At 44.5% G+C, this 22,816-nt stretch carries 22 protein-coding genes and 2 pseudogenes; 13 read left to right on the forward strand and 11 right to left on the reverse strand.

Annotation, left to right across the window (positions count from 1 at the left end; all coding sequences use genetic code 11):
• Positions 1 to 124: 124 nt before the first annotated feature.
• Positions 125 to 409 (reverse strand): annotated as a pseudogene (locus tag FKN93_RS07305) (ATP-binding protein); the annotation flags it as partial.
• A 95-nt stretch (positions 410 to 504) separates the two neighbouring features.
• Here FKN93_RS07305 and FKN93_RS07310 point away from each other — a divergent pair.
• Positions 505 to 819, forward strand: coding sequence for a heavy metal-binding domain-containing protein (locus tag FKN93_RS07310; RefSeq protein WP_154168153.1), 315 nt, complete (start codon positions 505 to 507; stop codon positions 817 to 819).
• A gap of 97 nt (positions 820 to 916) precedes the next feature.
• Here FKN93_RS07310 and FKN93_RS07315 read toward each other — a convergent pair whose 3' ends face one another.
• A complete protein-coding gene (locus tag FKN93_RS07315; RefSeq protein WP_158138463.1) occupies positions 917 to 1,783 on the reverse strand; it encodes a fructosamine kinase family protein in 867 nt (288 codons plus the stop codon).
• A gap of 384 nt (positions 1,784 to 2,167) precedes the next feature.
• Between FKN93_RS07315 and FKN93_RS07320 the strand changes: the two genes are divergently transcribed.
• Complete coding sequence (locus FKN93_RS07320; RefSeq protein ID WP_154168157.1) at positions 2,168 to 2,509, forward strand: DUF3802 family protein; 342 nt, start codon at positions 2,168 to 2,170, stop codon at positions 2,507 to 2,509.
• A 68-nt stretch (positions 2,510 to 2,577) separates the two neighbouring features.
• Here the strand turns inward: FKN93_RS07320 and FKN93_RS07325 are convergent, their stop codons facing one another.
• Positions 2,578 to 3,060, reverse strand: coding sequence for an NlpC/P60 family protein (locus FKN93_RS07325; protein ID WP_158143872.1), 483 nt, complete (start codon positions 3,058 to 3,060; stop codon positions 2,578 to 2,580).
• A gap of 10 nt (positions 3,061 to 3,070) precedes the next feature.
• Positions 3,071 to 3,856, reverse strand: coding sequence for a sterol desaturase family protein (locus FKN93_RS07330; protein ID WP_170904763.1), 786 nt, complete (start codon positions 3,854 to 3,856; stop codon positions 3,071 to 3,073).
• 111 nt (positions 3,857 to 3,967) lie between these two features.
• On the opposite strand from FKN93_RS07330, the gene FKN93_RS07335 reads away from it, so the two are divergent.
• Entirely contained in the window at positions 3,968 to 4,744 is a 777-nt protein-coding gene (locus FKN93_RS07335) for a tRNA-uridine aminocarboxypropyltransferase (RefSeq protein ID WP_170904764.1), read from the forward strand.
• A gap of 157 nt (positions 4,745 to 4,901) precedes the next feature.
• Entirely contained in the window at positions 4,902 to 5,810 is a 909-nt protein-coding gene (nagK, locus tag FKN93_RS07340; RefSeq protein WP_170904765.1) for an N-acetylglucosamine kinase, read from the forward strand.
• A gap of 88 nt (positions 5,811 to 5,898) precedes the next feature.
• Here nagK and FKN93_RS07345 read toward each other — a convergent pair whose 3' ends face one another.
• The 6 genes and pseudogenes from FKN93_RS07345 to FKN93_RS07370 all read right to left on the reverse strand — a co-directional run.
• The gene (locus FKN93_RS07345; protein WP_072669133.1) at positions 5,899 to 6,174 is read right to left on the reverse strand and encodes a DUF2960 family protein; all 276 of its coding nucleotides are present in this window, start codon (positions 6,172 to 6,174) and stop codon (positions 5,899 to 5,901) included.
• A 28-nt stretch (positions 6,175 to 6,202) separates the two neighbouring features.
• A complete protein-coding gene (locus FKN93_RS07350; RefSeq protein WP_170904766.1) occupies positions 6,203 to 7,990 on the reverse strand; it encodes a bifunctional molybdopterin-guanine dinucleotide biosynthesis adaptor protein MobB/molybdopterin molybdotransferase MoeA in 1,788 nt (595 codons plus the stop codon).
• Positions 7,987 to 8,574, reverse strand: coding sequence for a molybdenum cofactor guanylyltransferase MobA (gene mobA, locus FKN93_RS07355; protein WP_158143876.1), 588 nt, complete (start codon positions 8,572 to 8,574; stop codon positions 7,987 to 7,989). Before mobA ends, FKN93_RS07350 begins: the two co-directional genes overlap by 4 nt.
• Positions 8,552 to 9,265, reverse strand: a complete 714-nt coding sequence (locus FKN93_RS07360) for an energy-coupling factor ABC transporter ATP-binding protein (RefSeq protein ID WP_004395255.1) — start codon at positions 9,263 to 9,265, stop codon at positions 8,552 to 8,554. Before FKN93_RS07360 ends, mobA begins: the two co-directional genes overlap by 23 nt.
• A 13-nt stretch (positions 9,266 to 9,278) precedes the next feature.
• A complete protein-coding gene (locus FKN93_RS07365; RefSeq protein WP_004395256.1) occupies positions 9,279 to 9,977 on the reverse strand; it encodes an ABC transporter permease in 699 nt (232 codons plus the stop codon).
• A gap of 6 nt (positions 9,978 to 9,983) precedes the next feature.
• A pseudogene (locus FKN93_RS07370) lies at positions 9,984 to 10,715 on the reverse strand (substrate-binding domain-containing protein); the annotation flags it as partial.
• Between the two features lie 306 nt (positions 10,716 to 11,021).
• On the opposite strand from FKN93_RS07370, the gene FKN93_RS07375 reads away from it, so the two are divergent.
• Complete coding sequence (locus FKN93_RS07375; RefSeq protein ID WP_170904768.1) at positions 11,022 to 12,467, forward strand: sigma-54 dependent transcriptional regulator; 1,446 nt, start codon at positions 11,022 to 11,024, stop codon at positions 12,465 to 12,467.
• Positions 12,445 to 14,499 carry a cache domain-containing protein gene (locus tag FKN93_RS07380; protein ID WP_170904769.1) on the forward strand — a complete coding sequence of 685 codons (2,055 nt, stop codon included), beginning with the start codon at positions 12,445 to 12,447 and terminating at the stop codon, positions 14,497 to 14,499. Before FKN93_RS07375 ends, FKN93_RS07380 begins: the two co-directional genes overlap by 23 nt.
• 63 nt (positions 14,500 to 14,562) lie before the next feature.
• Here the strand turns inward: FKN93_RS07380 and fdhD are convergent, their stop codons facing one another.
• Positions 14,563 to 15,381: a formate dehydrogenase accessory sulfurtransferase FdhD gene (gene fdhD, locus FKN93_RS07385; protein ID WP_004395260.1), complete on the reverse strand. Its 819-nt coding sequence runs from the start codon at positions 15,379 to 15,381 to the stop codon at positions 14,563 to 14,565.
• 206 nt (positions 15,382 to 15,587) lie between these two features.
• Between fdhD and FKN93_RS07390 the strand changes: the two genes are divergently transcribed.
• From FKN93_RS07390 to fdh3B, 7 genes are all read left to right on the forward strand, one after another.
• Positions 15,588 to 16,052, forward strand: coding sequence for a DUF3305 domain-containing protein (locus FKN93_RS07390; RefSeq protein WP_170904770.1), 465 nt, complete (start codon positions 15,588 to 15,590; stop codon positions 16,050 to 16,052).
• Positions 16,042 to 16,566, forward strand: a complete 525-nt coding sequence (locus tag FKN93_RS07395; protein WP_170904771.1) for a DUF3306 domain-containing protein — start codon at positions 16,042 to 16,044, stop codon at positions 16,564 to 16,566. Before FKN93_RS07390 ends, FKN93_RS07395 begins: the two co-directional genes overlap by 11 nt.
• A gap of 192 nt (positions 16,567 to 16,758) precedes the next feature.
• Positions 16,759 to 18,420, forward strand: coding sequence for a 4Fe-4S binding protein (locus tag FKN93_RS07400; protein ID WP_170904772.1), 1,662 nt, complete (start codon positions 16,759 to 16,761; stop codon positions 18,418 to 18,420).
• Between the two features lie 10 nt (positions 18,421 to 18,430).
• The gene (locus FKN93_RS07405; protein WP_170904773.1) at positions 18,431 to 19,066 is read left to right on the forward strand and encodes a molecular chaperone; all 636 of its coding nucleotides are present in this window, start codon (positions 18,431 to 18,433) and stop codon (positions 19,064 to 19,066) included.
• Between the two features lie 64 nt (positions 19,067 to 19,130).
• On the forward strand, positions 19,131 to 19,331 hold the full coding sequence (locus FKN93_RS07410; RefSeq protein ID WP_170904774.1) for a transcriptional initiation protein Tat: 201 nt from the start codon (positions 19,131 to 19,133) through the stop codon (positions 19,329 to 19,331).
• Between the two features lie 9 nt (positions 19,332 to 19,340).
• Entirely contained in the window at positions 19,341 to 22,193 is a 2,853-nt protein-coding gene (locus tag FKN93_RS07415) for a formate dehydrogenase subunit alpha (RefSeq protein ID WP_170904775.1), read from the forward strand.
• Positions 22,194 to 22,204: 11 nt separating this feature from the next.
• Positions 22,205 to 22,813, forward strand: a complete 609-nt coding sequence (fdh3B, locus tag FKN93_RS07420; RefSeq protein WP_004395267.1) for a formate dehydrogenase FDH3 subunit beta — start codon at positions 22,205 to 22,207, stop codon at positions 22,811 to 22,813.
• The last annotated feature ends 3 nt before the right edge of the window (positions 22,814 to 22,816 follow it).

Below are 22,816 nucleotides of genomic sequence, written 5' to 3' on the forward strand. Positions count from 1 at the left end.
AATCTGTTGGGCGGATTAATCGCGTACTGCTTGAGGGATAAAAAGCCCAGTCTAGATCTAACAGCTCAAGAGTTTGAGCTGTTAGAGAGTAATTGCTTAGTTCTGGCTTAACCAGATCTCAGGTTAAGTATTGAATTTTTGGGAGATTAACCAATAGGTCGAGATGCTGTTGTAATAGCGCTAAATCGTAAGACCATAGTGAGCTAACGAGAAGCTCGGAATGTACATTTTCTACTTCATAATGTTTTTGGTTGATGTCATTGATCTCTTGTCTATAGTCCCAGTAGATTTGTAGCAATGTTGTCGTGAGGGTTAAAATACCACTCAAGATCACCATAATGATAATGATACGTCTGCCTATCCGACTTGAAAAAGGATTGCTTACGGCATCAGTGTATTGTTGTGTCATTACATACCTTCCAAATAGTCAGCGACTTTATAAAGTATAGCTGGTAAATTTAATTAATCTGTGTGAAAGCAAATAGATAAATAGTGAGGTATTTGATGATTTACACCACAACAGAAACCATTCCTGGTCGAGAGATTGTTGACATTCTTGGTGTTGTAATGGGCAATGTCGTTCAGTCTAAGCATGTAGGGCGAGATATTATGGCCAATTTAAAGGGCATTATTGGTGGTGAGTTGCATGGCTATACTGAACTGCTTACCGAAGCGCGCGGTGTAGCGATTGAGCGGTTATTGATAGAAGCAAAACAACTCAAAGCGGATGCTGTGGTTGGTGTTCGTTTTACCACCAGTGCGATTACGAATGGCTCTTCGGAGGTATTGGCTTTTGGTACGGCGGTCAAACTAAAGTGATCATTTGAGGTTTAAAAGCAACACGGTATGTTTTAGAGCATGCCGTGTTGGGATGAGTGGGTTCGTTAGATAGGGAGGTTTTATTCCTACCTTGAATTTAAAAAGCGAGGATTCTCTGTATCGCATCATCGGCTTGATTTAAATAGTGCCCACCAAATTGATTACAATGATTAAGACGATGGTAAAGATTATAAATCTCTTTACGTTGTTGGTACTTATTGTCTAGAGGAAGTAGGCTTTGGTAGCCTTGATAAAATTCATCTTGGAATCCAGTCACTAACTCTGTCATTGCAATATCACATTCACGATCCCCCCAATAACAAGCCGGATCATAACAAATTGGGCCGGTAACGGAATGGGCAACGTTACTAAACCAAAGAGCACCATGTAAAAGAGAAGGTTTAGGCGTGTGAGAGGTCAGTTGTTGTTTAATCACATCGACAAATTCATCAATGTTAACTAAAAATATCCCTTTTTCTTTGAGTAATTGTAGTTGCCAGCCGATACGCTGCTCTGCAAAGAACAGATGCCATTTTTTATTCCAAGGGTTGGGCTGAAGGACTTCACCGAGATAATTATCTTCATCAAAGCCGTACTCTTTTTGTTCTCCCCACTGATGAAGTTTCGCCATTTGTTGACCGAATCGATATTGGTTATTGAGGTCATCTAATGGTTTGGTTGGCAAATAATCTAAGATAATAAAGGAGTGATTTTTGGTCACTCCGACGACAATCGGTTGTGGAACCAAGACGGATTGACTCTCCGCGAGCAGACGCAGGCTATTTGCCTCCGCTTCATAAAGAGGCAAATTGTCACGATGATTAACTTTGACAAAATAGCGTTCGTTGCCATTAGAAATCATGTAACAATCATGAATATCACCAGCATTTAATTTGCTTCTTTCAACAAGATCAAATTGGAACGTTAGGGTTGCTGAGAGCTGTTGCGTGATGGCTTGCCACATAATGCTATTCCCATGCCGATGAAGTTACCGATAGTCTAGATGAAATAAACCAACATTTCAGACTTCAAATGCACATAATTTCATTTAGTTAGCGTTTGGATGAAGTAAAAAGGAATAAATGTGATTACAGTCAAGTTTCCTAATCATAACCCGCAGCACATTTAACTGTACACCAGCTTTAAGATACAATAATGTCGTATCTCAAAGCTTGCCACGCTGTTGTGGTTGGGCAATCATCAACACCAAAACTCGCCTGCAGTTTCAGATGAGGCAAGAAATAACGCAAAGATTCTCGGTCATTAGACTGTGAAAAAGCGTGTTCATGACTTAATATTACTCAAGGCAACGTTGATTCTGGCAATAAGCGGTAAACGGAGAAGAAAAGTGGTTGTAGAAACCGATGGTTATTTAGCTCTGATCGAACATTTGGCGATGAACATGGATATCTTTACCCGTGATGGTGACATTGGGCAAGAGAGCGTCGAAGATGTCATTACCGATATGATTGCCAGTAACATTATGGCGATTTTCGAGCAAAATCCAGAGCTACACTCAAGTGTTCGTTTCCGCTTGCTAAAAGAAGCGGATTTGGTGGTTGATGATTTAGGCGAAGTCCTGACCAGTGTTTGGTATAAACCTGCGACCAACGAACAAATTTTATTTCTCGATGAGTATGTCGCTTTAGTTAAAAACTTGTTTGATACTGCGGTGAGTAAGTACGATTAACCTCATGGTTTTAAAACGACTTGCATTGAGTATATAAACTAGACCTGAGATCCACTTGCCACTGATAACTAAAGTGGCTTTTCTATTCTTCTTATTTGCCAAAACCTTGCTGCCCAGTAAGGGTTATCTAATCTCGATATGGTTACGCCTTGCGAGGTAGAGGCATGGACAAAGCTTTTATTTCCTAAATAGACCCCGACATGGCGAGTGGACGGGGAGGTTTTGAAAAAAACCAAATCACCGTATTGTGCATCGCGGTAGGCGACAGCTTTACCTTGCTGGCTCTGTAACCATGTGGTGCGCGGTAAATGGTGTTGCCAGACATCGCGAAAGGCAACTTGTACGAAAGCTGAGCAATCAATGCCATTTCTGCCGTTTCCCCCCAATCGATAAGGGACACCTCGCCACTGTTGGTACACGTTAAATAATGAAGTGTCAGGCCATTGCTCTGCCTGTTGCCAATCCGATGTGCTTTGGTTTATTTGCTCTTGTTGTGATGCACATCCGCTGATAAGCAACAGGGCCATCAGTCCAACTATTTTGAATCTCATAGAACTCCTCTTAATCACGACGAAAAGGCTGACTGAGCATTTTATCCAGCCATTGTTCTCTACGTTGCTGAAAAAGGGGTAAGCCAATCGTCATTTTATCGTGCCCATGTTCAGGCTGAGCGCGATAAGTCCCAAATAACCGATCCCAAATTGATAAACAAAAGCCAAAATTAGCATGAGTCTCTTTAGGAATAATCGAATGGTGAACTCGATGCATATCAGGTGTTACTAGCCATTTTCGTAGCCAATGATCAATAGGGATAGCTAACTTCGCATTGCTGTGATTAAACATAGCACTTGCGTTAAGGATGATTTCAAACAATAAGACCGCGCTAGGTGGAATCCCGAGTAATAACACCGCACCAATTTTTATCCACATCGATAACAATATTTCAATAGGATGAAAGCGTGCTCCTGTCGTCACATCAATATCTTGATCAGCGTGATGCATGCGATGTAAGCGCCAGAGATAAGGTACGCGATGAAATAAGACATGCTGACCATAAATGATCGCGTCTAATAGGAGTAATGACAGCAGAATAACCAACCATGAAGGCAGCCCCAAGTAGTGGAAAACACCTATCTGATGTTCTTGTGCCCATTGGGCCGCAGAAAACGCGACGATAGGCATTAACAGCATAATCAATAATCCGTTGAGTCCAACTAAGCCAAGATTGTTGACCCAGCGTAGCCATTTATTCTGGGTGAGCATTTTCCGAGGATAGAGCACTTCCCACATCGCACAACTGATCAGTACGACACCGAAAATAATCAAACGAACCGTTTCTGGTTGCATTTTTAAGAGGCCCCTTAAGTGATAAACTGAGTGTTCTTATCGTAAAAGACTAGCGGCTCATGGTCGTGAGCGGTAGAATCGCCGCCCCTATTTTATCATTGTGTGCGAGTTATGAGAGTCCACGCTTTTCATCGTTTGTATCAGGAACGTCTACAGCAATCAACCAAACCTTTTCTTGCCCGTGGTTCAAAAATTTCTCGTTGCTCGTTTTGTCAGGTCGCGCAACAATACTGTTTGTGTGATTTTCAACCGAATATAGAGACTCAAGTCGCAGTGATACTTTTAGTCTCTGACAATGAAGTATTTAAACCGAGTAATACCGGTCGTTTGATCGCTGATACGGTGAAAGAAACTTATGTGTATCAATGGCATCGAACTCAGCCAGATCCTCATTTACTATCATTATTATCCGATCCAAAATTTTTCCCTGTTGTTGTTTTTCCAGCCCAAACCGATCAAGATAAACAACGTCAACTGACTACCGTGGCCGAGAATAGAGGAACACGTAAACCTTTATTGATCTTTATTGATGGTAGTTGGCGAGAAGCAAAGCGAATTTTTCGTAAATCTCCCTATTTAGCTACCTTGCCTTTGTTATCGATTGAGCCTGAAAAAGTCTCCCGTTACTTGATGCGTAAAGCCAGCAACGATCAATATCTTGCCACAGCCGAAGTCGCGAGTTTAGTGCTCTCCCTTTGTGGAGAGCAGCAAGCTGCAGAAACATTACAACTGTGGTTTGAAGCATTTAAAGAGAGTTATCTGCTCGGCAAATCTCAGAATCTGATTCACTTCAAAGGCGAAAGGCCAGCTCTGCAGCAGTGGCAAGATTATTCAAGTTCAGCATTGATGAGACTGAATGCCCATGATAATAAAGTGAACTGCCTCTAACGTTGTACAATGTATGCTGGTTTCCTGTGCAAACGGGCAACAGAAAACGATAAACTCGGGGATGAGTCACGGATAAAACCATCGCTATGATGGATAATATCGGCGTTTTTATTTTTGATATTTTAACCCAAGGTTGGGTGTTGAAGGAGAGATAAGCATGTATTACGGCTTTGATGTCGGTGGCACAAAAATTGAGTTTGGTGCTTTTGATGAGAATTTACAACGCGTAGCGACAGAACGTGTCGCAACCCCTACAGAAGACTACGCTTTATTGGTCGATACGCTGGTTGGATTGGTGGCGAAATACGATGCTCAATTTGCGGTTGAAGGTAGAATTGGTCTTGGCTTACCGGGGTCCGAGGAAGCCGATACAGGGAATGTATTGACGGTTAATATTCCCGCAGCAAAAAACAAACCTTTACGAGCAGATTTAGAAGCAAGAATTGGGCGTACGGTCAAAATTGAAAACGATGCCAACTGTTTTGCTCTTTCTGAAGCTTGGGACGAAGAGTTGAAAAATGAACCATCAGTGATGGGATTAATTCTCGGTACGGGGTTTGGTGGCGGTTTAGTTTATGACGGTAAGATATTCTCTGGTCGCAACCATGTAGCAGGTGAAGTAGGCCACATGCGCCTACCGATCGATGCTTGGTTTCATCTAGGAGACAATGCACCACTACTTGGCTGTGGATGTGGTAAAAAAGGCTGTTTAGACAGTTATCTCTCTGGTCGTGGTTTTGAGTTACTTTATCAACACTATTATGGTGAACAGAAAAAAGCGATCGATATTATCCATGCCAATGAAGCAGGTGAAGCCAAAGCGGTTGAACATGTTGAGCGTTTTATGGAACTGCTAGCTATCTGCTTTGCTAATCTTTTCACCGCCAATGATCCGCATGTTGTCGCTTTGGGTGGCGGTCTTTCAAACTTTGAGCTGATTTATCAAGAAATGCCTAAACGTGTACCTAAATACCTACTACCTATCGCAAAATGTCCAAAAATCATTAAAGCGAAACATGGTGATTCAGGTGGTGTTAGAGGCGCAGCTTTTCTCAACATTAAGTAATTACTGATTGTTGCACATTCAAATAAAAGTGGGCTTGTCATTCGACAAGCCCACTTTTATTGATAGAGTCGTTGTTTTTACAAGAGCGCTAATTGGTTTTCTTTGGTTTTTTACCAACGCCATGATTCTCTTTCGCTTGTAACGTGATGACCCCAAAACCGAGCTTTTTAAAATAATTATCACGGTAATTACGTACCGCTTTAGTATCCGATATCGCCTCTAGCTGCAGTTCCATTTTTAAATAGTCTGAGATATCAATACCTTCGGCTTCCGCAACCGCTTCATGAATATTACGGTGCTTTTGATAAGAAAAGGTTAAGGTTTTTTGCTGTTCTTTATAGGTATAAATGATCGTACGAACCATGTTTTGCTCTTGAACAAATTGTCATGGGCTAAATTCTGCCTTGAAGTGGGATGATTGTCACGCTTTCACCGATATTAACCTTGTCGACTGCGGGTTCAATTTCAATTAAACAGTTTGCCTCACTCATCGAACGAAGAATTCCAGAGCCTTGTTGCCCCGTTGTACGTACGGTTAACTGTCCATTGTGGTCAATATGGTAAATGCCTCGGCTAAACTCACTGCGCCCTTGGCGTGAACGTAGTTCTTCGCTGGCGATGGCCTTTATTTTTAATGGTTGCCAATTTGTCTCGCCCTGCATTTTACGCAGTGCAGGCTCGACAAATTGAATGAAGGAGACCATGACTGCGACAGGATTCCCGGGTAAGCCAAAGAAAGGGCGTGTCGCGATATGACCAAAAGCAAACGGACGACCGGGACGCATATTAATCCGCCAAAAATCGATATGCCCCAATCGGTTTAATACTGATTTAATAAAATCGGCGTCACCGACAGAAACGCCTCCAGACGTGATAATCACATCAGCTTTATTGGCGCCTTGCTCAAGAGCGTGTGTCATGAGTGTTTGATCATCGCCGAGAATACCAAGATCAATAACACGGCAACCAAGATGGGTCAGTAAGCCAATCAATGTAAACCGATTGGCATCAAAGATAGTGTCTGGTGTGGCTTGGCTACCCGGGGCTTGTACTTCATCTCCAGTGGAGAAGATCGCGACGCTGAGGCGGCGAAACACCGAGATTTCGGTCATACCGAGTGAGGCTAATAAACCCATTTCGGCCGATTGGATACGCTGTCCCGGTAAAAAAACGCGGCTGCCTAAAGCGATATCTTCCCCTGCTTGACGCACATGTTGCCCAGCTTGAATCGAGGCGTGAGGAAATGAGATAGAGGATGATTCAACGACCGCTTGTTCACGCATCACCACAGTATCGGCATCATCGGGCATTGCCGCTCCAGTCATGATTTTTACACATTCACCTAACGCCAAAGGGGAGGTATAACGATAGCCCGCCATCACTTCTGCGACCTGTGTATAGTGTTTGCGCTGTAAATCATCACTGCGGATAGCATACCCATCCATCGCGGAATTACGATAAGCAGGGACGTTCACCGGTGAAAAAACTGGCTCAGTAAGGACTCTCCCATAAGACTCACTGACCGCAATGGTTTCAACGTCACTTAAAGATGAGACGGCAGAAAGAATTTTTTCGAGACCTTGCTCTACCGAGAGAGAGGCGGGCGATAAGGTATCGCAATTTACTACCGAAGGTTTTGTAAGCTTTGGTTGACTGTCTGGTTGATAATGGGCGACATAGCGCAAAATAAACTGACTTATCGCTTCAATATCATTGATGTTCATTTGCGGTAACAACGTATTGACGGTTTCATCGGCGGCAATGGCAATAATATTGTGATCATTTGGATAGAGCCAAGGTTTAGCCAGTGCTGCTCGATGGAGTTCAATTTTGGAAAAAGCAATGTTTTTGCATCCCTCAACCAGAATCAAGTCGAGTTGTTGTGAGTCAAAACGCTGCAAAAGGTCATCAAATGTTGCCTCAGTATCGACCGTTTCGGTCATCAATGCGTAACGTTTTCGCGAAGCAACGAGCATTTGTGATGCACCAGCCTTACGCAGGCGATAGCTATCTTTACCGGGCACATCGACATCAAAATCGTGATGAGCGTGTTTTAAGACTCCGATACGCAGTCCTTGGTGAGTAAGGTGGGGGAGCAGGGTTTCCAGTAATGTTGTTTTTCCCGTTCCCGAGTAAGCAGCGAATCCTAGTATCGGCAGAGAAGGACGTGACGTTGTCATGTATTTAACGCTCCAAATTGAGTCAGTTCTTGTGGCGTATTTAAATTAAAAAAGCAGGCAGGCGAGTCACTAAAGTCAACCTGTTGGGTATGGCATTCATCGTAGAGTAAAATGATTTTGCGATCGCCGCGGGCTAAAAAGGCATCGAGTTTAGGCAATACTCGTCGATGAAATAGAGTAAAGACAGGTTGTTGATGCTGGCCATCAAAGGCGACTAAAATCTCACTTTGTTGATTGACGGCAGCGCAGAACCTCTCGACCAGATCATCGTTAATCAATGGGCTGTCGCAAGGCACAAAGCCTACCCACTCGGTTGGAGAATGAGTTAATCCAGCATGAATCCCGCCCAGTGGGCCAGGAAAGTCTTTAACGATATCACTGATCACCGGTGCATACTGTTGATACTGCGTTTGATTTCTATTGGCATTGATAAAAATTTGCGTGGTCTGTGGGCGTAGTCTTGCAATTACATGGCCAATCAATGGTTGCCCATTAAGGGTAATTAATCCTTTATCTTCCCCTCCCATACGGCGAGCCTGACCGCCGGCTAAAATGACCCAGCTAGTGTGAGATGGAGGTAACATAACAATTCTCTTTGCTAATCGGTGAAATAACGTGTAGCCGTGGTGATTCAAACAGCTGATGTTCTTTTATCCACCATTGTTTATGACACAATTCGGTTAATGGATTATTTTGATGACTGGTGATCACCAAGCTGCAGCCACGATTCAGTAAATCGTTGGCCATTATAACCAATCTGGCGATAGATTCTTCATCCAGTGAGGCGCTAGGCTCATCCATTAATAAAATTGCAGGGTTTAAAATCCATGCTCTGGCCATTGCCACACGTTGCTTCTCTCCGCCAGAAAGTACAGACACGTGTTCGTTCGCTAAACTTTCTAGCCCGACCATGCGTAAGGCCGTGATCACTTGGCAACGTTTTTCTTGGCTTGATAAAGCACAAAAACGAAGCCCATAAGCAATATTACGATAGACGGTATCATCAAATAAATAAGGTGTTTGATGAAGATAAATGATGTGCTGATCAGCACGGCGACCTAATAGGCGTTGCCACCAAGAACGATGATGAGAGACAGAACCGGTTGTTGGTTTCAGTAAACCTGCGAGAATCTTTAATAGCGTGGTTTTGCCAACGCCATTATCACCTTTAAGATAAACTGCTTCATGAGGACCTAATGTTAAAGCTGGAATATGAAATAAGCCTCGTTCTTTAAAACGCATGGATAACTGATGAGCAGTGAGTAATATCGGCATGTGACCTCTTTTATTATGCGCGTAGATACCCTTTACCTCGCATGCTGGAGAGCAAAAAATTCAGAAGGAGCGCTAAACTGAGTAATACCATTCCGAGTGCCACTCCTTGTGCAAACGCGCCTTTTTGACTTTCCATCGCAATCGCGGTTGGGATATTACGTGTTAACCCCATAATATTCCCTCCGACCATCATCGAGCAGCCTACTTCGGTGACAATACGCGAAAAACTAGCGATCACGGCTGCACAAAGTGGAAAGCGAGTTTCCCACATCATGGTCAGAGCTATCCGTGGTAGTGATGCCCCTAGGGTCATCGCGGTTTCGACTGAACGCCGATCACTCGATTGTAACGCGCCGTGCATCATGGACACTAAAATCGGCAGGCAGATGAGCATTTGACCTAAAATCATCGCTTTTTGGGTAAACAGTAGTTGCCAATCACCTAGAGGTCCTGCTCGAGACAGTAACATATACAGCAGTAAACCAATCACCACGGTGGGTACGGCTTGTAAGGTATTGATCAGCGAAAGCAGTAACCATTTGCCCGGAAAGTGACTGTAGGCTAAAACAAAAGCCAGTAATAATGCAGGTAGCAAAACCAACCCAACGGCCGCTAAAGAAACACTAAAAGAGACAGCAACAATGTGCCAAAGATCAGCATCAAAACTTAGCAAGAGTGCTAATGCATCGAGTGTCGTTTGCCAAAGGCTCATTACAGCTTACTCATTGGCATTGGCGACAAATAGCGCTTGGCCATGAACGCGAAATTGGTTGATTAGCTGCTGACCTTTAGGATTGACTAACCAATCACTGAGTATTTTGGCACCTTGATAATGGGTGTTTGGATAGCGTTCAGGGTTCACTAAAATCACTTGATACGGATTAAACAGTAAGGGATCGACTTGATACAAAATCACAAGGTCGAGTTTATTCTGATAAGCTAACCACGTTCCTCGATCGGTCAAGGTATAAGCTTGCATTTCAGATGCCATGGTCAGAGTGGGTCCCATGCCTTGACCTACCGAGCGATATTGAGAAAAAATCGGCGTTATTTGATTTTCTTGCCAAATCGCCAGTTCTTTTTTATGTGTCCCTGATTCATCTCCGCGAGAAATAAACAAATGGTTATGCTTGGCAATCGCGCTAAAAGCCTGTTGGATATTGTCTTGTTCGCTGACTTTTGCAGGGTCATTTTTAGGACCGACTAAAACAAAATCGTTATACATAACTTTACGCGGCAAAATACCATAACCCTTCTCGATAAATTGCGCTTCAGCTTTTGGGTCATGAGTCATCACGAGATCCACATCTCCATTTTCACCCAGTTTTAATGCTTTTCCCGTACCTGTTGCTAAAACATCGACTGTATAGCCTGAGTCTTTTTTAAATTCATCCAGTAAATAATCCAAGAGACCGGAGTGATAAGTACTGGTGGTGGTGGCTAAACGAATGCGTAACGAAGGATCGGCTAAAGTGAAGTGGCTATTGCTTAACAATAACAAGCAAGTAAGCAAGCGCAGTAAAGTCTGGTTCATATTTCTATCAACGTTTGGTGGCTGTGAATGGTAGACAAGCAAAGTCGGTGCCAATATTGAGTATTAAAATGGCTTACTAAACATCAATAATTTCAGCTAGTTGCTATTCCTTTGACTCAGACCGCGTGACAATTTGTTCAAGCTAAGACAAAATGTCTCAACTTATCCTGATAAACGATAAGGTTTTTTGTCTCTCCATTTACAACGCAGCAAAGGGAAATTATGGCTTATTTGAGTGATCGAAAATCTGCGCAACACTATCACGCTTTTTCGGTATTGGTGGTGGATGATGAAACGGGCATGCAGTCTATTTTACAAAAAGCATTACGTAAGTGGTTTTCGAAAGTAGATTGTGCTGGATGCATTGATGAAGCAGAAATGCTACGCGCGACGACCCATTATGATTTGATTATTTTAGACATTAATTTACCCGGCCGCTCAGGGATTGAATGGGAAGCGATTTTTGCTGAGCAAGAACAACGCCCCGATGTGATCTTTATGACTGGCTATGCTGATTTAGAGACAGCCATCAGTGCGCTGCAGTTGGGCGCTGCTGATTTTATTCTCAAACCGTTTAATCTTGAACAGATGCTCAAAGCGGTTGAACGTTGTATGGATAAGCGGTTACATCAACGTATGCAATATGCGTTACAACGTGACGTTCAACGTCACTGTGTCACCCAAATTTTGGGGCAATCGGCACAGACCGAGCAACTCAAACAATTGATTATGCAATTTGCTCCTTCTCGTGCCTCTGTGTTGATTGAAGGTGAATCCGGTACCGGTAAAGAGTTGGTGGCGCGCGGCATTCATGAAGCCAGTGAAAGGCAGGGGCCATTTGTGCCTGTTAATTGTGGCGCAATTGCCCCAGAGCTCTTAGAGAGCGAGCTATTTGGGCATACACAGGGCGCTTTTACTGGTGCTAAGAAAAATCGTGAAGGCCTTTTTCGGGTTGCTCATGGTGGAACCCTGTTTTTAGATGAAATCGGTGAGATGCCACTTAACATGCAATCATCTTTACTGCGAGTGTTAGAGCAGCGAGCGATACGTCCGGTTGGCTCAGAAAAAGAGCTGCCAGTTGATGTACGAGTTGTGGCTGCGACGAATAGAAATCTGTTTCAGGAGGTAGAAGAAGGCCGTTTTCGAGCCGATCTCTATTATCGATTAAATGTACTCAAAATTGAGGTCTTGCCGCTACGAGCGCGCAAAGCCGATTTACATGAGCTGGTGCCTTTTTTTACTCAAACCTTGTGTGCAGAGCTGTCGCTGCCGACGCCTAAATGGGCTCATGAAGATATTAATGCACTGTTTGATTACGACTGGCCAGGGAATATTCGCGAATTAAAAAACCTCATTGAACGATGTTTGTTAATTGGTCAACCGTTAGCGCATTACTGGCAGCCATTACCAAGTGATGGTCAAAACAGTGACAACAATGTGACATTGTCACTAAATCCGTCGGCGAGGGTTGAACCAAATAGAATCGAGTCTTATGGATATCCTGCACATTGGAGTTTAAGACAAGTAGAGAAAGCCCATATAGAACAAATCGTTGCCTTTCATCAAGGTAATAAATCGGCGGCCGCTCGGGATTTAGGCGTTGCTCGCAAAACATTAGAACGAAAATTCAAAGAGTGGGAAAGTGATGAGCAAATCAAGGTGCGCTAAACCTTCATGGTGGCGAGCTTGGCACCATCGCTTCCGAAGTATGGTCCGCTACCGACTGTTGATTCTGACTTCCGTACCGATTGCCGTCACATTAATGGCGTTGATCGGTATCAGCTTTTATTGGTCTTTGCATTACACGTGGCAAAGTGCCTTGGTGGATGTATCAGAGCGCTTGGGGGTTGCTCAAAACAGCGTGACGCTATTGCAACAAAAACAAGCCAGTTATGTTCACGCCTTCGCCGATTCTTATGATTTTCAACATGGGCTTCGAGAGGGTTATTACTACCAGCCAGAGTTTATGGATTGGGTTCAGCAACAGAAAAAACGTTATGAATTAGACTTTCTGCATTTTCAATTGGTTAACACGCTAGAACAGCAGTTCCGTTATTTGGATCTGACGCGAAAAGAGTCTTTTTTTGATGTGCTGAGTGCGGCTGAATTACAGCAATTGGATCCCGATTTAGCGATACGTGCACAAACCCCGATGTTAAATGACCGCTTGGTTGAATCGCGTGGATTAGTCAGCCGAACTGTCGTGCCGATCTTGATTGATCAAAAGATCATCGGTTTTTTAGAAGGAGGATTGCTGCTCAACAATAGCACGTTACTCGTCGACCAAATTCGAGACTTAATCTACCCCGTACAAGCCACTCGATTAAGTCCAGCAGGCACGCTAACGTTATTTTTAGATGATTTACGGGTCAGTACTAATGTACCGCTTCATAGTGGTACTCAAGCTGGACGAGCGATTGGTACACGAGTCTCTCAACCGGTAGCGGATAAGGTATTAAGACAAGGTGAACAATGGGTAGATAAGGCGTATGTCTATGATGCGTGGTATGTCAGTGCTTATCAGCCACTTCGCGATCAATATGATCAAGTCATTGGTATGCTTTATACTGGCTATTTACTGTGGCCATTGGTCAAAACTTACTTAACCAATATTGTCGAAATGGGCAGTATGACGTTGATTCTATTGATTGTTTCAGGTTTTTTCGTTTATCGTGGTTCACGTGATTTGTTTCGTCCGATTGAACGCATTCACCATGTTGTCAAACGAGTACAAGTCGATCAAAATCAACGAATTGGCTCATTAGGGTTGGATGAAAAACATGAGCTCGCTCAGTTAGCCAAGCAGTTTGATCATATGCTGGATTTACTGCAACAGCACAACCAACAAATTCAGCATGCCGCCGATCAGTTAGAAGCAAAGGTTCAATCGCGCACCGCCAGTTTGCATGAAAAAACTCAGCAATTAGAACACCATATTCAATTACTGAATCAAACTCGTAATAAATTGATTGCCCATGAAAAACTGGCCGCACTTGGTGAGCTGACCGCGGGTATCGCACATGAAATTAATAATCCTACCGCTGTGATTCTTGGCAATACTGAACTTATCCGTTTTGAACTTGCTGACCAAGCCCCACGGGTGGCTGAGGAAATTGAGGCGATTTTGCTGCAAGTCGATCGGATCCGTAATATTACTCGCAGTTTGCTGCAATACAGTCGTCATGGTGGTGTGCAAGATAAAATTACCTGGCAGCGTGTTAATCCAATTATCGAAGAGAGTATTACGCTGGTCAAAGCGGGCAGTAAGAAGCGTGAAGTTGAGTTTATTACGCAGTTGCAAGCGCGCTGTTCCGTGGAAGTAAATCATCATCATCTGTTGCAAATTTTAGTCAACTTACAGATCAATGCCATTCACGCTATGCAAGGCAAAGGTCAACTCATCATTCATAGTGAAGATTGGCAACAAGACGGAAAAATACTCGGCGCGATCATTCATGTTCAAGACCATGGTTGTGGAATCAAACCTGAGCAACTGAGCAAAATTTTTGCCCCTTTTTATACGACCAAGAGGCAAGGAACTGGGTTAGGTTTGTCGGTATCACAGAGTTTACTCAGTCAAGTTGGCGGTGAAATTCGAGTTCACTCTGTTGAGGGGCAAGGTAGCACCTTTAGTATTTACTTGTTGGCGAAGGCGGAGAGCCCGCTACTGATCACGACGACTCGCTCATCTTCTGAATAATCTTTTTCTGTGAATGAGTGATGGCACTCATTCACAGAGGAACATCAATCTCTTCACGTAAGATTAGCCTTTGACATCAAAATCAATTTTTTCTGCGCCACTGTAGATTTCAAAACGCAGGCCTTTCGCTCGCGCAATGGTGGTAATACCAAACTGATTGGCCAAGTCTAAGCCCATTTGAGTGACCCCAGAGCGAGAAAGTAGAACGGGAATACCCATTTGCGCAACCTTAATCACCATTTCAGAGGTTAACCGTCCGGTCGTATAAAACAGTTTATCATGACCTGAATCCCCTTGCAGCCAGAGTTCGCCAGCTAATGTATCGACAGCGTTATGCCGACCCACGTCTTCGACAAAAGAGCGCACATGGTTATTTTGGCAAATCGCACAGCCGTGAACGGCACCGGCTTTTTTATAGGTTTGATTATGATGGGTGAGCGCCTCTAACGTTGCGTAGATCTGTGACTGTTTCAAGCGTGTCTGTGGGACTTGATAGCCTTCTAATTGTTGCATCACATTGCCATACATCGTGCCCTGACCACATCCAGAGGTAACGGTTTTTTTCTTAAGCGCCGGTTGAACACGGTCTATATTCTCTTTAGTCACCACGGCGGCTGAATGCGTTTGCCAATCAATGATCACTGATTGAAGTTGTTCTCGCTCAGCAATAAAACCTTGGTTTTTCAAATAACCGAGCACTAACGCTTCGGGGCGAGAGCCTAGAGTCATTAGTGTCACTACTTCTTGCCAATTTAACAGTACGGTTAAAGGTCGTTCACAGGCGATGGATTTGGTTAATGGCTCACCATACTGATCATACACCGTCACTTCCATGGTTTGTTGTGGATTTTCAGTCGGTTGAATAAGAGAGAATGCTGACACAAATTGTTCCTATATCGATGCTAAAAGTGCGTTAATCGCCAATCGTGATCGATGATACGAGTTAGGCAGAGATAAAGAGAGCAGCAAATATCATTCCATATTCTCTTTTTCGTCGTATGTTATGTCGATTAATGGGGGTGGCGTAATAATTGCTTAAATGAGCATATGTTGTTGATGGTATTGACTCAAGCAAGGATTTACTCTTCATGGCTTTCCCCATTTCACATTCAGTGCCGTTGATCAAAAACGAATTTCAATGGTCCATTGGCTGCCTACTTCATTTACGCTCGTTTAATGTTGGACGTTGGGTAACAAACCAATGGCAATTAAGCGGCTTTGAATTAATGCCTCAGGTTGAGTTCAAAGCGCGAGCCGTATTGGAGCTCTTTCGCGATGAGCGAAGCGATTATCGATTTAACCTCAGCTCGCGAGAGCCTAAGTTATTCGTGATCGTAGAAAATAGTACCGATGATGAGCAACCCAAACTGGTGTGCATTACCGCCTCGCAAGGTGTGGCGGCTCGTTATATGGATAGCGACTACGTGGTACTTTCTGAGCCGATGCCTTTAGCGGTGCAAGCGTGGATTGAAGCCTTCATTGGTCGAGAAGGCGAATTGCTCGACTACCGTTCTAAAAAGCGTAAAGGTGCCGGGAGGTCATGTGGCAACTGATTCTTTCTTTAATCGATGGTCAAAGCGTAAATTACATCAAGCAACGATATCAGAAGACGTATCTATTGATAAGTTGGGTAGTGACGATAAAACATTACCGAGTGCTCTACAACCTGAGAGTCTTTCTGAACGGCCTACGACCTTAACTCGCGATCAGACAACGTGTCCGACAGGCTTAGTGGCAGATGAGAGCCTTGCTACCGCAAATGAGCTTTCCACGCTATTGGTTTCGGCCTCTGCTGAGTTGAAAAAAAAGGCGTTACGGCAGCTTTTTTTCAATGGTGAGTTCAATCAAGTTGATGGTCTAGATGATTATGATGGTGATTATCATGCGTTAAAACCCTTGGCGAGTGAACTAGCACAAAGTGTCCGTGAATGGCTTATTGATGTCGACCCATCGAATGTAGACCTGATACCTGATCACCAAGATAACCATAACCACTTCGCTCATCAGTCAGTTATGCCACGTGATCCGATGGATGAAGGCGAACCAACATTGTTGGATAAAAAGTAGGGACATTTTGTCTCACTACTCAGTTTCATAATGAGACAAAATGTCTTACTGAATAACTTGTGATGAAGGGGGTATTTAAATTACTAACAAATCAATGAGATAGGTGACATTTCAAGTTGGAACGTTATTTGCTAAATCCATGTAATAAATAAGGGTAGGACAATGAGCCTGCTTTCAGCATGGAATTGAGCAATGTTAAACGACTATCTACAACAAGCCAGTAGCACTTCTGGTCAAGCGCGTTGGTTTGCCCTGCAACATACTGTTGAACTGCAGAATTTGATCCCACCAACGGTTAGCTATCAAAGTGGTGGTCATACATTATTAATCGGCCCCACCAGTTTGATTGAACGTGCGGCCCAACAACTGTCTGCAATGGGCTCTTTGACGCTTTTATCGATTGACGGCCATCAGGGGCATTCAAGCACACTTTACTTTGCCGATTCGGTACAAATCAGTGGCTATTTGGGGGCATTCGATATTCAGGTGGTCAATCGTGGTCAAACCATCAATTTGGCACAAGCGGCAATCGGGCAAGCATGTTTTGATATTGTGTTGGATCTCTCACTCAACGGAATCATGAGTGAAGAGGTGCCCGTTCCTGGATACTTTCCTGTGGGGCGAGGTGAAAACAAACTCGTTGAAGCGTTAGAAACCATTCCAACATTAATGGGTACTTTTGATAAACCGAAATATTTCCGTCTCAATACCGATTTGTGTGCACACAGCTCACGAGGGGTGAAAGGTTGTGAGCGGTGTGTTGATGCCTGTCCGGCGGGTGCGCTTTCTAGTGAAGGGTCAGCACAAACAGGACACCGAATCGAAATTAACCCCTATCTTTGTCAAGGTATTGGAACGTGCGCGACGGCTTGCCCAACGGAAGCGATCCATTACGCTTTACCTAACCCTACCGATACACAAAAGTTTGTTGAGCGACTACTTAACCATTATTTTCAGGCTCAAGGTGAAACACCGGTGGTTCTTTTTTGCAGTGATCGCCACGAAGCTCAGCATCTTATGGCGCTGAAAGCCTTACCCGATAATGTTATTCCGGTGATGCTAGAAGAGCTTCCTTCTGTCGGTATGGATACTTGGTTCGCGGCACTGGTTAATGGCGCGACTCAGGTACTGTTTGCAGCTAGCCAGCATATGCCTGCGACCGTATTGCGTATTCTTCATCAAGAAGTGTCGTTAGCACAAACGCTATTAGCGTCATTAGGCTTAGACAAGCAGCGGATTGATATTCTCTATTTGGAATCGCTAGGCGAAGGACTCCCAGTTCTGTGTGAAGACGATTTGATGCTTCGATTGGGTGAGCTCTCTGGTAATAAACGCCAACGTTTGTATCAAGCATTAGATGCACTTGCCAGTCAGTACCAACCGGATTCCATGATTCATTCACTGAATAGCTCAGCCCCTTTTGGCTCAATTGAGTGCGCCAGTCAAGATTGTACTTTGTGCATGAGCTGTGTCGCGGTCTGTCCTACGCGAGCCTTGCATCATAGTGGTGATATACCTGCTTTGCATTTTACTGAACAAGATTGTGTGCAGTGCGGTTTATGTATCACTGCATGTCCTGAAAAAGTCTTGACGGCGGTACCAAGAATCAATTGGGACCATGATGAGCGACAAGCGGCGCAGGTGTTACATCAAGAAGAGCCCGCCCGCTGTTTACGTTGTCAAAAAGCATTTGCGCCTCAGTCAATGATCACCATGCTGCAAGATAAGTTACGTGGTCACTCTCATTTTTCAGATCCCATGTCTCTTAATCGAATCGCCATGTGCGAAGACTGTCGAGTGATTGATATTTTTGAAGCGATGGCTGAAAACCCAGAGCAGCAACTTCACTATTAAGGCGATGTTTATGCAAGTTACAGACACTATACGCACCGATATTTATCTGATGTTAGCTTCCCTGTTTCGTGCTCCTCCTAGTCAGTCACAATTGCAGTTTTTGGCTGACCTAGAGATTGAAGATAACTCAAGCGTGATGAGCCAGTGCTGGTTAGCCTTAAGGCACGCTGCACAACATACTGATGTTGATGATAGCCTTGAAGAGGAATATCAATGGCTATTTATTGGTATCGGGAGAGGTGAAGTGGTGCCCTTTGCCTCATGGCATCTGACTGGATCATTAATGGAAAAACCTTTAGCGGATCTTCGCCAGCATATGGCGCAGCTTGGTTTGCAGCGTTCCGACTCGGTGAAAGAGCCAGAGGATCATATTGCCGCCTTATGTGAAAGTATGGCGTGGCTGATCAGCGATATGCCTGAACAACAAGGTGAGTTTTTTCATCGTCATATTAGCCCTTGGTTTAATCACTTAGCGCGACAAATTGAGCAAGCCGAACATGCGAATTTTTATCGAGCGGTATCTCAAGTGTGCAAGGCTTTTTTAAGCCTAGAGAGCATTCAGATGACACCAGCTAGCATTGCTAGTCAATGTAATACCCATGTTATGCATGTAAAAAACACCATTGAGCAGAATGTCAGCGAATGATAACAAGCGTTCTACAACGGCAGGGGAACCATCACCGCGGTTATATGGAAAAAGGAAAGAAGCGATGAAAAAACAATCAGATGTTAATCAGAGTCGGCGCATGATATTAAAAAGCATGGCTGGTGCCGCCGTTGTCGGAGGTGTGGTGGCTTCAACTAGTCAGTCGGCGTTAGCGGTAGAGACTGTGGAAGAGGCGACGCCACAGCCATTACAAAAAGGGTATCACGAAACTCAACATATCCGTGATTACTACGCCAGTTTATAGGAGCCAATAATGAAACTGACCAAACGTTCAGAGCAGGTCGAACAGCCAAATACATTAGGGCTCAGTCGTCGAGCTTTTATTCGCAACAGTTCATTAGCTGCAGGTGGTGCGGTTGTTGGTTCCGCTTTATTTGCTCCTGGAATGATTAAAAAAGCTCAGGCAACCTCGCGACCTAATCAGGTTAAAACGGAAGTTAAGCGCACCATCTGTTCGCACTGTTCCGTTGGCTGCGGCATTTATGCTGAAGTACAAAATGGGGTTTGGACAGGCCAAGAGCCTGCTTTTGATCACCCCTTTAATGCAGGTGGGCATTGCGCAAAAGGGGCAGCCTTACGCGAGCATGGCCATGGTGAGCGACGCTTGAAATATCCAATGAAGCTTGAGGGCGGAAAATGGAAAAAACTCTCATGGCAACAGGCTATCGATGAAATCGGCGATGAGATCTTAAAAATTCGTCAACAATCGGGGCCAGATTCGGTCTACTGGCTTGGCAGTGCTAAGCACAGCAATGAACAAGCGTATCTCTTTCGTAAAATGGCCTCATTATGGGGAACCAATAACGTTGACCACCAAGCGCGAATTTGTCATTCCACGACCGTAGCAGGCGTTGCCAATACTTGGGGTTACGGTGCGATGACCAACTCCTTTAATGATATGCATAATTGTAAGTCGATGTTGTTCATTGGTTCGAATCCTGCGGAAGCGCATCCGGTCGCGATGCAACATATCTTGATTGCCAAAGAGAAGAATAATTGCAAAATTGTGGTTGCCGATCCTCGTCGTACGCGCACCGCAGCCAAAGCGGATCACTATGTGTCATTGCGTCCCGGAACGGATGTTGCCTTTATTTGGGGCGTGCTCTGGCACGTATTTAAAAATCAGTGGGAAGATAAAGAATTCATTCGCCAGCGTGTGTTTGGCATGGAGGAAATTCGTCAAGAAGTGGCGAAATGGGCACCTCAAGAGGTGGAGCGGGTCACCGGAGTGAGTGAGTCGGATGTTTATCAAACCGCGAAGCTACTCTCTGAACATCGCCCCGGTTGTATTATTTGGTGTATGGGCGGCACTCAGCACACAACAGGAAATAACAATACTCGTGCTTATTGTGTACTTGAATTGGCTTTGGGGAATTTGGGTAAACCGGGTTCCGGGGCGAACATTTTTCGTGGTCATGATAACGTTCAAGGCGCAACGGATTTAGGGGTACTTTCTGATTCGTTGCCTGGTTACTATGGGGTCGCAGAAGGGGCATGGCGTCATTGGGCCAAGGTATGGGATGTTGATTTTGATTGGATAGCGAATCGCTTTGATCAAGGGACTTACGGTGGCACTAAGCCAATGAATAGTTTCGGAATTCCGGTATCTCGTTGGATTGATGGCGTACTGGAGAATAAAAACAATATTCAACAACGAGAAAATATTCGCGCTATGTTCTATTGGGGTCATGCGGTTAACTCGCAAACCCGTGGCGTAGAAATGAAAAAAGCGATGCAAAAGCTCGACATGATGGTGATTGTCGATCCTTATCCAACCGTTGCTGCAGTCATGAATGAGCGCAGCGATGGCGTGTATTTGCTTCCTGCCACGACCCAATTTGAAACTTACGGCAGTGTGACTGCGTCGAATCGCTCTTTGCAATGGCGTGATCAAGTCATTGAACCGTTGTTTGATTCCAAACCTGATCATGAAATCATGTACTTACTGAGTAAAAAACTCGGCTTTGCCGAGCAACTTTGTAAACACATTCGAGTTGAGAATGATCAACCACTTATTGAAGACATTACCCGTGAATTCAATAAAGGGATGTGGACCATCGGCTATACCGGACAAAGCCCTGAACGTTTAAAAGCGCATCAACAGCATTGGCATACTTTCCATAAAACCACTTTAGAAGCAGAAGGTGGGCCAATTCATGGTGAGACTTATGGTCTACCTTGGCCTTGCTGGGGGACTCCAGAGATGAAGCATCCCGGAACGCATATTTTGTATGATACTTCTAAACCGGTTGCTCTGGGCGGAGGGACGTTCCGAGCTCGCTACGGCGTTGAGTTTGAAGGTCAATCACTACTCGCAGAAGATAGCTTTTCAAAAGGCAGTGAGATTGAAGATGGTTATCCGGAATTCACCGATAAATTGCTCAAACATTTAGGATGGTGGGACGATCTGACCGAGGCCGAAAAAGTCGCAGCAGAAGGACAAAACTGGAAAACCGATCTTTCAGGTGGTATTCAACGAGTGGCAATTCAGCATGGCTGTATTCCTTTCGGCAATGCGAAAGCTCGTGCAATTGTGTGGACATTTCCGGATCGAGTGCCACTACATCGTGAGCCACTGTACACGCCAAGACGCGATCTCATCGCTGATTATCCTACTTGGGAAGATAAAGACGCGATTTTTAGAATGCCGACGCTCTATAAATCGATTCAAGATATCGATAAATCTCAAGAATATCCGATCATTCTGACTTCTGGGCGCTTAGTCGAGTACGAAGGTGGTGGCGAAGAAACCCGTTCAAACCCTTGGTTAGCCGAACTGCAGCAAGAGATGTTTGTTGAGGTGAACCCTAAAGATGCCAATGATCTTGGTTTCAGAGACGGTGACATGGTTTGGGTTGAAGGGGCAGAAAAAGGGCGTATTCATGTTAAAGCCATGGTGACACGTCGCGTTAAACCCGGTATGGCGTTCATTCCTTTTCATTTTGGCGGCAAATTTCAAGGTGAAGATCTTCGTCATAAATACCCACAAGGTACCGATCCTTATGTGATTGGTGAGTCAGCGAATATCGCGACCACTTATGGGTACGATCCTGTTACTCAAATGCAGGAAACTAAAGTCACCTTGTGTAACATCCGTAAAGCGTAAGGAGTAAACCAATGGCTAAAATGAAATTCCTTTGTGATACCAAACGCTGCATCGAATGCAACGGCTGTGTCACGGCCTGTAAAAATGAAAATGACGATGCTCTGCAATGGGGAATCCAACGTCGTCGAGTGGTCACACTCAATGATGGCGAACCGGGAGAGAACTCGATCTCGGTAGCTTGCATGCACTGTACGGACGCGCCTTGTATGGCGGTCTGTCCGGCGGACTGTTTTGTCAAAACGGAAGATGGCATCGTGCTGCACAATAAAGATCTTTGCATTGGTTGTGGTTACTGCTTATTTGCTTGCCCGTTTGGTGCTCCGCAGTTTCCTAAGCAGTCTGCCTTTGCTGAGCGTGGGAAAATGGATAAATGTACGTTCTGTGCTGGTGGACCTGAAACAGAACCGGGTTCCCCCGAAGAACGTCGTAAATATGGAGCTAACCGGATTGCTGAAGGCAAATTACCGATGTGTGCTTCCTTATGTTCGACTAAAGCACTACTGGCTGGTGATGCCGCGGTGGTTTCAGATATTTTCCGTCAGCGCGTGGTAGAGCGCGGAGCTAAAAATGCTGGGTGGACCAATGGTGAAGATCTCGCTTTCGATGCCACAAGGAGTTAAGTA

The sequence above is a fragment of the Vibrio sp. A8-1 genome (assembly GCF_013048685.1).
In the GTDB taxonomy this organism is placed as follows: Bacteria; Pseudomonadota; Gammaproteobacteria; order Enterobacterales; family Vibrionaceae; genus Vibrio; species Vibrio metschnikovii.